The sequence below is a fragment of the Actinophytocola sp. NPDC049390 genome (genome assembly GCF_044466355.1).
In the GTDB taxonomy this organism is placed as follows: Bacteria; Actinomycetota; Actinomycetes; order Mycobacteriales; family Pseudonocardiaceae; genus Actinophytocola.
The window spans coordinates 373,949-387,591 of the sequence record NZ_JBITMQ010000004.1; the positions used below are offsets into that span (position 1 = coordinate 373,949).

The 13,643-nt window shown below is 71.6% G+C and carries 11 protein-coding genes; 10 read left to right on the plus strand and 1 reads right to left on the minus strand.

Translation table 11 applies throughout. From position 1 onward, the window contains the following. The first annotated feature begins 25 nt into the window (after positions 1-25). The 7 genes from ACIBVP_RS15670 to ACIBVP_RS15700 all read left to right on the plus strand — a co-directional run bounded on the left by ACIBVP_RS15670 (position 26) and on the right by ACIBVP_RS15700 (position 4,537). Entirely contained in the window at positions 26-1,150 is a 1,125-nt protein-coding gene (locus ACIBVP_RS15670; protein WP_396106796.1) for a TadA family conjugal transfer-associated ATPase, read from the plus strand. After that, positions 1,144-1,941, plus strand: a complete 798-nt coding sequence (locus tag ACIBVP_RS15675) for a type II secretion system F family protein (RefSeq protein ID WP_396106797.1) — start codon at positions 1,144-1,146, stop codon at positions 1,939-1,941. Before ACIBVP_RS15670 ends, ACIBVP_RS15675 begins: the two co-directional genes overlap by 7 nt. Beyond that, complete coding sequence (locus ACIBVP_RS15680) at positions 1,938-2,642, plus strand: type II secretion system F family protein (protein WP_396106798.1); 705 nt, start codon at positions 1,938-1,940, stop codon at positions 2,640-2,642. The genes ACIBVP_RS15675 and ACIBVP_RS15680 overlap by 4 nt, the downstream gene beginning before the upstream one ends. Positions 2,643-2,674: 32 nt before the next feature. Continuing rightward, positions 2,675-2,857 carry a DUF4244 domain-containing protein gene (locus tag ACIBVP_RS15685; RefSeq protein ID WP_396106799.1) on the plus strand — a complete coding sequence of 61 codons (183 nt, stop codon included), beginning with the start codon at positions 2,675-2,677 and terminating at the stop codon, positions 2,855-2,857. After that, positions 2,857-3,219 (plus strand): TadE family type IV pilus minor pilin, encoded by a 363-nt coding sequence (locus ACIBVP_RS15690; RefSeq protein ID WP_396106800.1) that lies wholly within the window; start codon positions 2,857-2,859, stop codon positions 3,217-3,219. Before ACIBVP_RS15685 ends, ACIBVP_RS15690 begins: the two co-directional genes overlap by 1 nt. Positions 3,220-3,392: 173 nt before the next feature. After that, a complete protein-coding gene (locus ACIBVP_RS15695; RefSeq protein WP_396106801.1) occupies positions 3,393-3,668 on the plus strand; it encodes an Rv3654c family TadE-like protein in 276 nt (91 codons plus the stop codon). 239 nt (positions 3,669-3,907) lie between these two features. Further along, the gene (locus tag ACIBVP_RS15700) at positions 3,908-4,537 is read left to right on the plus strand and encodes a bifunctional DNA primase/polymerase (protein WP_396106802.1); all 630 of its coding nucleotides are present in this window, start codon (positions 3,908-3,910) and stop codon (positions 4,535-4,537) included. A gap of 443 nt (positions 4,538-4,980) precedes the next feature. Here ACIBVP_RS15700 and ACIBVP_RS15705 read toward each other — a convergent pair whose 3' ends face one another. Then, the gene (locus ACIBVP_RS15705) at positions 4,981-7,302 is read right to left on the minus strand and encodes a DEAD/DEAH box helicase (protein WP_396106803.1); all 2,322 of its coding nucleotides are present in this window, start codon (positions 7,300-7,302) and stop codon (positions 4,981-4,983) included. Between the two features lie 337 nt (positions 7,303-7,639). On the opposite strand from ACIBVP_RS15705, the gene ACIBVP_RS15710 reads away from it, so the two are divergent. The 3 genes from ACIBVP_RS15710 (at position 7,640) to topA (ending at position 13,621) form a co-directional block, all read left to right on the plus strand. After that, a complete protein-coding gene (locus tag ACIBVP_RS15710; protein WP_396106804.1) occupies positions 7,640-9,946 on the plus strand; it encodes a sodium-translocating pyrophosphatase in 2,307 nt (768 codons plus the stop codon). A 130-nt stretch (positions 9,947-10,076) separates the two neighbouring features. Beyond that, on the plus strand, positions 10,077-10,676 hold the full coding sequence (locus ACIBVP_RS15715) for a hypothetical protein (protein WP_396106805.1): 600 nt from the start codon (positions 10,077-10,079) through the stop codon (positions 10,674-10,676). Between the two features lie 167 nt (positions 10,677-10,843). Beyond that, the gene (topA, locus tag ACIBVP_RS15720) at positions 10,844-13,621 is read left to right on the plus strand and encodes a type I DNA topoisomerase (protein WP_396106806.1); all 2,778 of its coding nucleotides are present in this window, start codon (positions 10,844-10,846) and stop codon (positions 13,619-13,621) included. Positions 13,622-13,643 lie beyond the last annotated feature (22 nt).

The following is a 13,643-nucleotide window of genomic DNA, read 5'->3' on the forward strand; positions in this document are numbered from 1 at the left end:
TGCCGGCCACCACGAAGGAGCACACATGTCCAGCCCTGAACTCGTCGAGCGCGTCCGCGGTCGCCTCGCCTCCAGTGGCACCACGATCACCGGTGCCGAGGTCGCCCGCGCCGTCCGCGAGGAGAGCGGTGTCGCGGGCCACGACGACATCCTCGTCGCCACCGACCGCATGACCCAGGAGTTCGTCGGCGCGGGCCCGCTCGAGCCGCTCCTCCGGGCACCCGGCACCACCGACGTCCTGGTCACCGCCCCCGACCAGGTCTGGTGCGACGGCGACGGCGGCCTCCGCCGGACCGACATCCGGTTCCCGGACGAGGACTCCGTCCGCCGCCTCGCACAACGGCTCGCGCTGGCCTGCGGCCGCCGCCTCGACGACGCCCAGCCGTTCGTCGACGCGTGGTTGCCGGCGCGCGTCCGGCTCCACGCCGTGCTCCCACCCATCGCCGCGGGCGGCACCTGCATCTCGTTGCGGGTACTCCGCCCGGCGGGGCACGACCTCGCCTCGCTCCGTGCCCTCGGCACCTTCGACGACACCGTCCACCGCACGCTCGAGGCCATCGTCGACGCACGGCTCGCGTTCGTCATCACCGGTGGTACCGGAGCGGGCAAGACCACGTTGCTGAACGCACTCCTCGGCGAGGTCTCACCGCGGGAACGGATCGTCTGCGTCGAGGACGCGGGCGAACTGTCCCCCGAACACCCGCAGTTCGTCCGCCTGATCGCACGCCCGCCGAACGTCGAGGGCGCGGGCGAGGTCACCCTCGCCGACCTCGTCCGCCAGAGCCTGCGGATGCGTCCCGACCGCCTCGTCGTCGGCGAGGTGCGCGGCGCCGAGGTGTGTGACCTGCTGGGCGCGCTGAACACGGGGCACGACGGCGGAGCGGGCACCGTCCACGCCAACTCGCCTGCCGAGGTGCCCGCCCGCATGGAGGCGCTGGCCGCGCTCGGCGGCCTGCCGCGGTCGGCACTGCACAGCCAGCTGGCCGCCGCGTTCCACGTCGTGCTGCACATGGCACGCGAACAGGACGGCACCCGGCGGCTGACGGACGTCGGCGTGTTCGACCGCGACGGCGACACCGTCCGCGTCGTCCACGACCGCACCCGGCTCAAGACCCTCCTGGCGGCACGGGGAGTGGAAGCACCGTGGTGACCCTCCTGCTGATGGGCCTCGCGCTGCTGTGCTGGCCCGACAACCGGGCAGCGCGTCGTCTGCGCTTCCTCACCGGCTCAACCCACCGCAAGCGTTTGCGTGCGCCGCGTCCGACTGCGGCCGTCCTCATCGCCGCGGCGGTGGTGGCGGGGTGGTCGGCGGCGGGGCTTGGTGGTGCGGCGGCAGCCGGGCTTCTCGCGGCGACGGTGCGCCGTCAGCTCCGCACCCGCACCGAGCACCGGGAGTCGCTGGCCGCCGTCGACGGCCTCGCGGAGGCGCTGCGCACGCTCGTCGCCGGGCTCCGTTCGGGCGCCCACCCGGCCACGGCGGCGGACGCGGCGGCCGCCGACGCCCTACCGCCGACGGCCGACACCATGCGTGCGATCGCGGCCGCGGCCCGGTTGGACGGCGACATGTCGACAGCGCTGGCGGGGTCGCGAACACCGGCCCTGTCCGCGGCGCTCGCCCGGGTCGCGGCGGCCTGGCGGCTCGCGCAGCGACACGGCCTGCCCCTGGCCGACGTGCTCGACGCCGTTCGCCGCGACCTCGAACAACGCGCCAGGTACACCCGCCAGGTGCTGGCCAGGATGGCCGGTCCGAAGTCCAGCGCGACCGCGTTGTCCCTGCTGCCCGTTCTGGGCATCGTGCTGGGCGAGGCCATGGGCGCGAACCCGCTGCGGATGCTCACCGGTACCGGGCTCGGTCAGGTGCTGCTCCTCGCCGGTGCGACGCTGCTGTGCACCGGCATCGTCTGGTCCGGTCGGATCACGAGCCGGGTGGCGATCCGGTGAACGGCCACAGCATCGCGCTCCTGCTGCTGGCCGCGGCCGTCGAGCTGACCTCGGACGCGGACGTCGCCCGGCTGCGGCTGGAGCAGCTGACCGGCAGACCACGCCGCCGCGTCTGGACGCGGCTGACACCGCCGAAGCCGCCACCGCCGGTACTGGCCGCGATGAGCGGCGTGCTGGTGACGGTGGTGGCGGGGCCGGCGGCGGGCGCCGTTGTCGCGGTGGGGGTCTGGTGGTTCCTGCGCCGCGCGAGAAGACCGCCGGCCGCCGATCCGATGACCGTCGCCGCCACCTGGGACCTGCTGGCCGCGTGCCTGCGCGCGGGCCTGCCGGTGCCGACCGCGATGACCGTGGTCGCCGACGAGCTGCCGGCCGAAGCGGCGCGGGCGCTGCGCTCGTCCGCGGACCTGCTGGCGCTCGGCGCGGACCCGGCGACGGCGTGGGAACCCGCGACCAGCTGCCCGGACACCGCGCCGCTGGCACGGGGTGCTCGTCGGACCACCCAGTCCGGCACCGCGCTGGCGGACCTGGTCACCGACCTGGCCGCGAAGGTGCGGACCGCGGCGGCGGACAACGCGGAGGCGACGGCCCAGCGGGCAGGTGTCCTGATCACCGCTCCGCTCGGTCTGTGCTTCCTGCCCGCATTCGTCTGCCTCGGCGTGGCACCGGTGATCGCCGGCCTCGCCGGACAGATGTCCCTGTGAAACATCCACACAGACAAGTAAGGAGAAGGACCATGTTCCTCCGACCCCGCTACGTCTTCCTCGAAGACGACACCGGCATGTCCACCGTCGAGTACACCGTGGGCATCCTCGTCGCCGTGACGATGGCGTTGGTCCTGTGGGGCGTCGTCAAGAGCGGCTCCGTCTCGGACGGGTTCACCGAGTTGATCGACCGTGCGCTCACCGTCAAAGGCTGATGCCCGCCCACCGACGGACCCGGCGACGGCTCGGCGACCGCGGCGGCGTCACGGTCGAGACCGCGATCGCGATCTCGGCGTTCGTCCTGGTCCTCGGCATGGCACTGGGCGGCACGTCGGCGATGGCGGACCAGGTCCGGTGCGTCGACGCGGCACGGGAGGCCGCCCGCCTGACCGCGAGAGGTGAGCAGGACCAGGCGCGAGCGGCGGCCGAACGCATCGCTCCACAGAACGCGGAGGTGACGATCACGATGACCGGCGAACACATCGAGGTACACGTCAACGCGACACCGGTGGGTGGTCTGCTCCCCGGCCTCCGGTTACACGCGTCGGCCTTCGCGGTGCGCGAGCCGGACGGGTGAGCCGCCACCGCGGGCGCCCCGACCGCGGACGGCGCCCGGCCCGGCGTTCTTCGGCCCGCGGTGCTTCGGTCCGGCGTGGTCACCCGTCGTGGCACGGGTGCGACGAGCGGTCCTCGGATCGGGGAGCGGCGTCGATCTGGGTCCTCGGCGGGATCGCCGTTCTCGTGGCGGTGATGACCGCCGTGCTGTGGTTCGCCTCGGCGGTTGTCGCTCGTCACCAGGCCGAAGGGGCCGCTGACCTGGCTGCGCTCGCCGCCGCGGTGACGGTCGCCGACGGGGAACGGGCCGCGTGCGCGGAGGCGCGGTGGGTCGTCGAGCGGATGGGTGGCGTGCTGCGGTCGTGCCGTCTGTCCGGTTGGGACGCGCTCGTCGAGGTGGTTGTGGCGTTCGGACCGTTCGGTTCAGCGGCAGGACGGGCACGTGCCGGACCTGTCGAGTTCAACGGCTGACGCGAGTTCAACGGTCGTCCACGCACGGTGAGCGGCAACACCAGGCCGTGGAGAGTGGTCTGGACCGCCGCTGAGCGAGCCGGCGGCGTTCAGTCGCTCGTCAGCCGCGGTTCGTTTCATCGTGCGTGGACGACCAGTTGTCGACTGCAAGTTTCTTTCCGCCGTTGGTGTGCCGTTAAGTAATCCGTAGGGCACTCGCCGCACCGGGCGCCCAAAACAACGAGAGGCAAGAGCTCGTCATGTTGGACATGGATACGTCGGATAGTTGGCGCAGGGCCTTCCGCGTCGAACTCCGTGCGCAGGCCGTCGGCCTCGCGTGGCGCGGTTGGCCGGTGTTGCCAGGCACCTATCTGGCGGGCTCGCAGTGGGCGGGCCGTGACGGCATCGAGAGCGTCGGCCCCGTGCCGGTGCACGCCGACTGGCAGGAGCGCATCGGCACGAAGCCGGAGCAGGTCGCGACCTGGTGGACCGGCAGGCCCTACAGCGTGCTGCTCGCCACCGGCGTGACGCTCGACGCGATCGAGGTGCCCGGTCACCTCGGCCGTGGCGCGGCCCGGATGCTGCGCACGGTCGGGCTGCCGGTACCGATCATCGCGACGCCGGACGACCGCTGGACCTTCCTGGTCCGTACCGGGCAGAAGCTCGCCCGGCCACTTGTCGAGCAGGGCGACGTCGTGCTGCACGCGGCGGGCAGCTTCGTGCCGCTGCCGCCGACGCCGGTCCAGCACGGAGTCGTGCACTGGCGCGTCCGTCCCGAGGTTTGCGGCTGGCAGATGCCCGCGGCGAGCCTCGTGCAGGACGCGCTGATGGACGCGATCGTCGACGCGACGACCTTCGTCCGCGACGGTCGGCTCGTCGCCGCGGACTGAACAGGGTCCGCGGCCGGGGTCCGAACCCCCGGAAGCCATGCCGGAACGCACCCATCCGGCACACCAGCGGTGGCATTGCGCGTCTGCGCGGCTCCACCGCAACCAACCCGCCCCGACTCGGCGCTGCTCCCGCACCTACAGCGGCCGAACGGGACGGGCAGCATGCCGGGCGCTCGCAGGAGGAGCAGGTCTCCCGCGTCGCGACCGACACCCAGGGAAGGCGGTAACCCGCACCGCCGTCGGCAACACCTGGCCCGAAGGGTGACCGCCACCTCGTGGAGGGGACTGCCTCCCCGTACCTCCAGGGGGTGGACGGAAACCCTGCCGACATCCCGAAAGGCCGCGACGACCCGAGCGGTAGCAGACCGCTCCTCGCGCGCCCGGCTAACTCAGAGCGCCGGGGCTGGCATTGGCCGCCCCGGCGCTCTGTCGTATGTGGACTGTCACGACGCCTTGGACTCGGGGGTCGCGTCGGCCACCGCGTTCAGCACCGTGGTGAGCACGCGGATCGCGCCGTCCTTGTGCAGGGGTTCGTTTCCGTTGCCGCACTTGGGGGATTGCACGCACGACGGGCATCCCGACGGGCACTCGCACGCGGCGATCGCGTCCCTCGTCGCTGTCAGCCACGGGATCAGCGCGGCGTGGGCCCGGTCCGCGAAGCCCGCGCCACCGGGGTGTCCGTCGTGGACGAACACCGTCGGCTCACCCGTGTCCGGGTGCAGCGCCGTCGACACGCCACCGATGTCCCAGCGGTCGCACGTCGCGAACAGGGGGAGCAGGCCGATCGCCGCGTGTTCCGCCGCGTGCAGGGCGCCGGGGGTCTCGTGCTTCGTCAGACCCGCGTCGGCGAGCAGGTCGTCGGTCAGGGTGTACCAGACCGCTCTGGTGTTCAGGGTTTGCTCCGGCAGGTCCAGTGGGACCTGGTCCAGCACCTGACCCGACGGCAGCTTGCGCAGGTACGCCACCACGTGCGACGTCACCGCCACCTCGCCCAGGTTCACCGTGACGCCCGCGCGATACCGGGCCTGCTCCGCCACCGACAGCACCGAGATGTCGATCTGCTCCCTCGGCGACGTCGACCACTCCGGGTCCTCGCGGTGCACCATCGCGAGCCCCGTCTCCAGGTCCAGGTCGTCCACGACGTATGACGTGCCCTGGTGCAGGTACACCGCTCCCTGGTGGACGGTCGTGAACGCGGCCCCCGGGTCGACGGTCCCCAGCATGCGGCCCGAGTCCGCCTCGACGACCGCCACCTGTTCGCCGCCCGAGCCGCGGATGTCGACCGACGCGTGGGGCCGCTCGCGGGACGTCCAGAACCAGCCCGTCGGGCGTTTGCGCAGGACGCCGTCGGTCGTCAGGTCGTCCAGGACCCGCCTGGCGACCGGGCCACCGAAGTCGGCCAGGCACTTCTCGGTGAGCGGCAGCTCCATCGCCGCGCACACGAGCTGCGGCGCCAGCACGTACGGGTTACCGGGGTCGATCACCGTCGACTCCACCGGCTTGTCCAGCATCGCCGACGGGTTGTGCACGAGATAGGTGTCGAGCGGGTTGTCCTGCGCGACGAACACCACCAGCGCGCTGTCGCCCGCGCGGCCCGCCCGGCCCGCCTGCTGCCAGAACGACGCCAGCGTGCCCGGGTACCCGGCCACCACCACCGCGTCCAGGCCCGCGATGTCGACGCCCAGCTCCAGCGCGTTGGTGCTGGCCACGCCCAGCAGCGTGCCGTCGGCCAGCGACTTCTCCAGCGCCCGCCGCTCCTCCGGCAAGAAGCCCGCCCGGTACGCGGCGACTCGGGCAGGCAGGGACGGGTCGACGTCGGCGAGCGCCTGCCGCGCCGACAACGCGGTCAGCTCCGCGCCGCGCCGGGACCGCACGAACGCCAGCGTCCTGGCGCCCTCCACCACCAGGTCCGTCATGATCCGCGCGGTCTCGGCGCCCGCCGAGCGGCGGACCGGCGCACCGTTCTCGCCCGCCAGCTCGGGCAGGAGCGGCGGCTCCCACAGGGCCACCGTCCGCGCGCCCTGCGGCGACCGGTCGTCCGTCACCGCCACGCACGGCACCCCTGCCAGCCGCGACGCGGACGCGGCCGGGTCGGACACGGTCGCCGACGCCAGCACGAACACGGGGTCGGCGCCGTACTTCGCCGCCACCCGCCGCAGCCGCCGGAGCAGCAGCGCCACGTGCGAACCGAAGACACCGCGGTAGCCGTGGCACTCGTCCACCACCACGTACGCCAGCCTGCGGAAGAACGACGCCCACCGCGCGTGCGACGGCAGGACGCCCCGGTGCAGCATGTCCGGGTTGGTGAACACCCAGCGCGCGTGCGCCCGCACCCAGTCGCGCTCGGGCATCGGCGTGTCCCCGTCGTACGCGGCGGGCCGCGCGTCGTCCACGCCCAGCTCGCGGACGGCCCGCAGCTGGTCGGCGCCCAGCGCCTTGGTCGGCGACAGGTACAGCGCGGTCGCGCGGCGGTTCTCGGACAGGGCGCTCAGCACGGGCAGCTGGTAGGCGAGCGACTTGCCGGACGCCGTGCCGGTGGCGATCACGACGTGCCTGCCTTCACGGGCGTGCGTCGCCGCCTCGACCTGGTGCGCCCACGGCCGCTCGACACCGCCCCCGGCGAGGGCGGTGCGGAGCGCGTCGGGGACCCACGACGGCCAGTCGGCCGTCGTCGCCGGGCGTTCCGGCAGTTCGCGGACGTGCCGCAGCGGGTTCTCGCCGAGCGGCACACCGGCCAGCACGCGGTCGAGCAGGAGGCGACTCACGGGAGCAAGGGAAGCACACGGCACCGACAGGGAAACGCGACGCGTCCACCCGGTGTGGACGGCAGGCACCGGCGGCCCACGCACAAGGGCCGAACGGGGGGTTTCGTCCGCGAGCCGGCACCGGAATTCGCCACTTTTCTGTATCGATGCTCTTGATCGATCATGAATCCGGAGTATCCGCAGTTGGGAGGCCACCCCGCGAACGCGGTCAGTCCAACCAATAGACTCCGCCGGTCCCATCAAATACCCCCTGGTGGCGCACCCGTCCTCACCGGACGATTGCGGCGGTCCTCGGCGATCGCGAAAAGCGCCACGTCAGGCAGATCCAGGAGGACAGATGTCCTGGCAAGTACTAGCGGCGGAAGGCGGTCCAACGCTGACCGGCGGTGATCGCGGCATCGTCGTCGTGGTCGCCGTGATCGCTCTCGCCGCCCTGGCCGTTGGTTACGTGCTGCTCAAGGAGGTCCTGGCCGCGGGCCAGGGCACCACCAAGATGCAGGACATCGCCAAGGCCGTGCAGGAAGGCGCGGGCGCGTACCTGAGGCGGCAGCGGAACACGCTGACGATCTTCGGTGCGATCGTTTTCGTTCTGTTGTTCTTCCTCCCGGCCGACGGCTGGGGCGAGCGCATCGGGCGATCACTGTTCTTCGTCATCGGCGCGGCGTTCTCGTTCGCCATCGGCTACCTCGGCATGTGGCTCGCCACGCAGGCGAACCTGCGCGTCGCGGCCGCGGCCCGCGAGCAGGGCGGCCGTGAGACCGCCATGCGGGTCGCGTTCCGCACCGGTGGCGTCGTCGGCATGTCGACCGTCGGCCTCGGCCTGTTCGGTGCCGCGATCGTGGTGCTGGTCTACGCGGGTGACGCACCCAAGGTCCTCGAGGGCTTCGGCTTCGGCGCCGCGCTGATCGCGATGTTCATGCGTGTCGGCGGCGGCATCTTCACCAAGGCCGCCGACGTGGGCGCCGACCTGGTCGGCAAGGTCGAGCAGAACATCCCCGAGGACGACCCCCGCAACGCCGCGACCATCGCCGACAACGTCGGTGACAACGTGGGTGACTGCGCCGGCATGGCCGCGGACCTGTTCGAGTCCTACGCGGTGACCCTGGTCGCCGCGCTGATCCTGGGTTCCACCGCGTTCGGCGCGCAGGGTCTGCTGTTCCCGCTGATCGTGCCCGCGCTGGGCATCGTCACCGCGGTCATCGGCGTGTACATCACGCGGGCGCGGGCCGGGGAGAGCGGCCTGACCGCGATCAACCGGTCGTTCTACATCTCCGCGATCATCTCGGCGATCCTGTGCACCATCGCGGCGTTCGTCTTCCTGCCGTCCTCGTTCTCCGAGCTGGACGGCCCGACCGAGCCCGCCCTGGCAGGCAACCCGGCCGTCATCGCCACCGTCGCGGTGATCATCGGCATCGTCCTCGCCGGCATCATCCTCTGGCTGACCGGCTACTTCACGGGCACCGACTACAAGCCGGTCAAGGACGTGGGCAACACGTCGCTGACCGGTGCGGCCACCGTGATCCTGTCCGGCATCTCGGTCGGTTTCGAGTCCGCGGTGTACACGGCGGTCGTGATCGCTGCGTCCGTCTACGGCGCGTTCCTGCTGTCCGGTTCGCTGTTCGTGGCGCTGTTCGCGGTCGCGCTGGCCGGTTGCGGTCTGCTCACCACCGTCGGCGTCATCGTCGCGATGGACACCTTCGGCCCGGTCTCCGACAACGCGCAGGGCATCGCCGAGATGTCCGGTGACGTCGACGGCGAGGGCGCGGCGATCCTGACCGAGCTCGACGCGGTCGGCAACACCACGAAGGCCATCACGAAGGGCATCGCGATCGCGACGGCGGTGCTCGCCGCGACCGCGCTGTTCGGCTCCTACCTGACCGCGATCACCGAGAAGCTGGCCGAGATCGGCGAGAGCACCGCCGACGTCGCGTCGTTCAGCCTGTCGATCGTCAGCCCGAACGTGCTGATCGGTGTGATCATCGGTGCCGCGGTCGTGTTCATGTTCTCGGGTCTCGCGGTCAACGCGGTGTCCCGGGCCGCGGGCGCGGTGGTGTACGAGGTGCGCCGCCAGTTCCACGCCAACCCCGGCATCATGGACGGCACCGTCCGCCCGGAGTACGGCCGCGTCGTGGACATCTGCACCCGCGACTCGCTGCGTGAGCTGGCCACCCCCGGCCTGCTCGCGGTGCTCGCCCCGATCGCCGTCGGCTTCGGCCTGGGCACCGGCCCGCTGGCCGGCTACCTGGCGGGCGCGATCGCGACCGGCACCCTGATGGCCGTGTTCCTGGCCAACTCGGGTGGCGCGTGGGACAACGCGAAGAAGCTGGTCGAGGACGGCAACCACGGCGGCAAGGGCTCCGAGGCCCACGCGGCCACCGTCATCGGTGACACCGTCGGTGACCCGTTCAAGGACACCGCGGGCCCGGCGATCAACCCGCTGATCAAGGTGATGAACCTGGTCTCGCTGCTGATCGCCCCGGCGATCGTGACGCTGTCGATCGGCGAGAGCGAGAACGGCGTGCTGCGCGCCGTGTTCGCGATCGTCGCGATCGTGCTGATCGTCGCGGCGGTGTTCGTGTCCAAGCGGCGCGGCACCGCGATCGCGGAGAACCCGGCGGAGACCGTCAGCAACGGCGCCGCCTGACCGAGGTGACGACGAACGGCCCGCTCCCGGTGCGATCCGGGGGCGGGCCGTTCGCGTGCCGCAGCCGTCCGGTCACCGAACGCGTGGATCACCCTTTCCGAGATCGAACGCATGTTCTATCCTTGGCCGGGTGGCGCAGCTCTCGTTCTACTCCGCGGAGGCCAACCGGCCACAGGTCGCTGACCTCGCCGGCCTGCTGTGCTGCGGCGGTCAGCTCGCCGAGTTCGCCAGGACGGCGGCCCGGCTGACCGTCCGCGTGGACGAGCCGTGGCGGGCGCGGCTGGTGGTGCGCGCACTGGCCGAACGGGGGATCGACGGCACGCACATGGCGACCGAGCAGGGCGAGCACGGGGTGCGCACCGCCTTCCGGTCCGACCTGCTGCCGCTGGCCGAGGAGTGGACGAAGGAAGGCGAGAAGTTCGCCCCGACCGGACTGGCGCTCGCCGGCGGCGCGTTACGCCTGTGGGTGCTCGCGGCGGGCACCTGGCTCGCGGGGAGCTACCTCCTCGGGCTCGACCCGGAGGCGCCGCGCATCTACGACACGGTCAGAGGCGCGCTGAGCGCCGCCGGACTGCCCGCTACCCTGCATGGCGGCGGGGACGGGGCCCCGGGTCTGCGGATTTCCGGTCGGCGGCGGCTTGGCAGGCTCGCTGAACTGGTCGGCACGCCACCGTCCGTGACGGCCGAAAACGACTGGCCAGCGGTATCCGGGGTGCGTCAGAGCGCCTAGGCGTGCTACCCAGGTAACAGTTCGTGCCTTTGCGGCGACAAGTGTTCGATGTTCGCTTCGGGAAACTTCGCGAAGTGTGCTGCAAGGCACCTGGGGGTAGGTATCACGGTGTGCAACGTGCACACTAGCGAGCTGAGAACAAGCTCGGACTAGAGAGCGGGACGGCGTTGGCAGGTTCGAACGGGACCAAGAAGAACGGGTCGGCTGGGGCCGAGCCGCGGCGGCTGGTGATTGTGGAGTCACCGGCCAAGGCGCGGAAGATCGCCTCCTACCTCGGCCGGAACTTCGTCGTGGAGTCCTCGCGCGGCCACATCCGGGACCTGCCGCGCAAGGCGGCCGAGGTGCCGGCGAAGTACAAGGGCGAGTCGTGGTCGAACCTCGGCGTCAACGTCGACAACGGCTTCGAACCGATCTACATCGTCACGCCGGACAAGAAGTCGACCGTCACCGAGCTGAAGGAAGCGCTGAAGACCGTCGACGAGCTCTACCTCGCGACAGACGGTGACCGCGAGGGCGAGGCCATCGCTTGGCACCTGCTCGAGGCGCTCAAGCCGAAGGTGCCGGTCAGCCGGATGGTCTTCCACGAGATCACCGAGTCGGCGATCCGCGCCGCCGCCCAGAACACCCGCCCGCTCGACCAGGACCTGGTCGACGCGCAGGAGACCCGCCGCATCCTCGACCGCCTGTACGGCTACGAGGTCAGCCCGGTGCTGTGGAAGAAGATCACGCGTGGTCTGTCCGCGGGCCGCGTGCAGTCGGTCGCCACCCGCATCGTCGTGGACCGCGAGCGGGAGCGGATGAAGTTCGTCACCGCCTCGTACTGGGACATCTCCGCGAAGCTCGACGCGGGCGAGGAGGCCGAGCCGCGCAACTTCGGTGCGCGCCTGGTCGCCGTGGACGGCAGCAAGCTCGCCACCGGCCGCGACTTCGGTCCGGACGGGCAGCTCAAGAACAAGGTCCTGCGCCTGGACGAGGCCGACGCCCGCCGGCTCGCCGACGCGCTGACCGGCTCCGAGATGCGGGTCGCCTCCGTCGAGGAGAAGCCCTACACCCGCCGCCCGTACGCGCCGTTCATGACCTCCACGCTGCAGCAGGAGGCCGGCCGCAAGCTGCGCTTCGGCTCCGACCGCACGATGCGGGTCGCGCAGCGGCTGTACGAGAACGGCTACATCACCTACATGCGTACCGACTCCACGACGCTGTCCGAGACGGCGATCGCGGCGGCCCGTGCGCAGGCCCGTGAGCTGTACGGCGACGCGTACGTCTCGCCGCAGCCGCGCCAGTACACCCGCAAGGTGAAGAACGCGCAGGAGGCGCACGAGGCCATCCGCCCGGCCGGTGAGGTGTTCCGCACGCCGGGCCAGGTCGCGGGTGAGCTGGAGTCCGACGAGTTCCGCCTGTACGAGCTGATCTGGCAGCGCACGGTCGCCTCCCAGATGGCCGACGCGCGCGGCACCACCATGAGCGTCCGGATCGTCGGCACCGCCGCGTCGGGCGAGGAGTGCACGTTCGCCGCGTCCGGCCGCACGATCACGTTCCCCGGCTTCCTCCGCGCCTACGTCGAGACCGTGGACACCGAGGAGGGCGGCGAGGCCGACGACGCCGAGCGCAGGCTGCCGCACCTGGTCAAGGACCAGGGTGTCACCGCGACCGAGCTGAACCCGGACGGCCACACCACCTCGCCGCCGCCCCGGTACACCGAGCCGAGCCTGGTCAAGGCCCTCGAGGAGCTGGGCATCGGCCGCCCGTCGACGTACGCGTCGATCATCAACACCATCCAGGACCGCGGCTACGTGTGGAAGAAAGGGTCCGCGCTGGTGCCGTCCTGGATCGCGTTCTCGGTGGTCGGGCTGCTCGAACGGCACTTCGGCAGGCTCGTGGACTACGACTTCACGGCCGCCATGGAAGACGAGCTGGACCGCATCGCCGCCGGTGAGCAGCAGCGCACCACGTGGCTGTCCGGCTTCTACTTCGGCGGTGACGTCGGCCCGGAGGGCTCGGTCGCGCACACCGGCGGGCTGAAGAAGCTGGTCGGCTCGGGCGTCGACACGATCGACGCCCGCGAGATCAACTCGATCCCGCTGTTCACCGACGAGCAGAACCGCTCGATCGTCGTCCGCGTCGGCCGCTACGGCCCCTACCTGGAGCGCGACGGCGACGGCCCCGACGGCGCGGAGAACCCGCAGCGGGCGAACCTGCCGGAGGACCTGCCGCCGGACGAGCTGACGATCGAGATCGCCGAGAAGCTGTTCGCGACCCCGGTCGAGGGCCGCTCGCTGGGCACGGACCCCGTGACCGGGCACGAGATCGTCGCGAAGGAGGGCCGCTTCGGTCCGTACGTGACCGAGGTGCTGCCCGAGCCCGAGGACGCCAAGGCGAAGAAGGCGAAGCCGCGTACCGGTTCGCTGTTCAAGTCGATGTCCATCGAGTCGGTCACGCTCGACGACGCGCTCAAGCTGCTGTCGCTGCCGAGGGTCGTCGGCACGGACCCGAACAGCGGCGAGGAGATCACCGCGCAGAACGGCCGTTACGGCGCGTACCTGAAGAAGGGCACGGACTCCCGGTCGCTGCCCGACGAGCCGTCGATCTTCACGGTCACGCTCGACGAGGCGCTCAAGCTGTACGCGGAGCCGAAGCGCCGCGGTCGCCAGGCCGCGGCGGCCGCTCCGCCGCTCAAGGAGCTTGGCAACGACCCGGTGTCCGGCAAGCCGATGGTGGTCAAGGACGGCCGGTTCGGCCCGTACGTCACCGACGGCGAGTTCAACGCGTCGCTGCGCAAGACGGACAGCGTCGACACGTTGACCGACGAACGGGCGGCGGAGCTGCTGGCGGAGAAGCGCGCGAAGGGCCCGGCGCCCAAGCGCACGACCCGCAAGAGCACGACCACCAAGACGGCGGCCAAGAAGGCACCCGCGAAAAAGGCCCCGGCGAAGCCCAAGTCGTAGTTGGATACCGTCCCGACCACTG

Bases quoted from the DNA above. Each gene is read 5' to 3' on its own strand.
- ACIBVP_RS15685 (WP_396106799.1), top strand. From the start codon at position 2,675: ATGTTCCTCCGACCCCGCTACGTCTTCCTCGAAGACGACACCGGCATG.
- ACIBVP_RS15695 (WP_396106801.1), top strand. From the start codon at position 3,393: ATGACCGCCGTGCTGTGGTTCGCCTCGGCGGTTGTCGCTCGTCACCAG.
- ACIBVP_RS15690 (WP_396106800.1), top strand. From the start codon at position 2,857: ATGCCCGCCCACCGACGGACCCGGCGACGGCTCGGCGACCGCGGCGGC.
- ACIBVP_RS15700 (WP_396106802.1), top strand. From the start codon at position 3,908: ATGTTGGACATGGATACGTCGGATAGTTGGCGCAGGGCCTTCCGCGTC.
- ACIBVP_RS15710 (WP_396106804.1), top strand. From the start codon at position 7,640: ATGTCCTGGCAAGTACTAGCGGCGGAAGGCGGTCCAACGCTGACCGGC.
- ACIBVP_RS15670 (WP_396106796.1), top strand. From the start codon at position 26: ATGTCCAGCCCTGAACTCGTCGAGCGCGTCCGCGGTCGCCTCGCCTCC.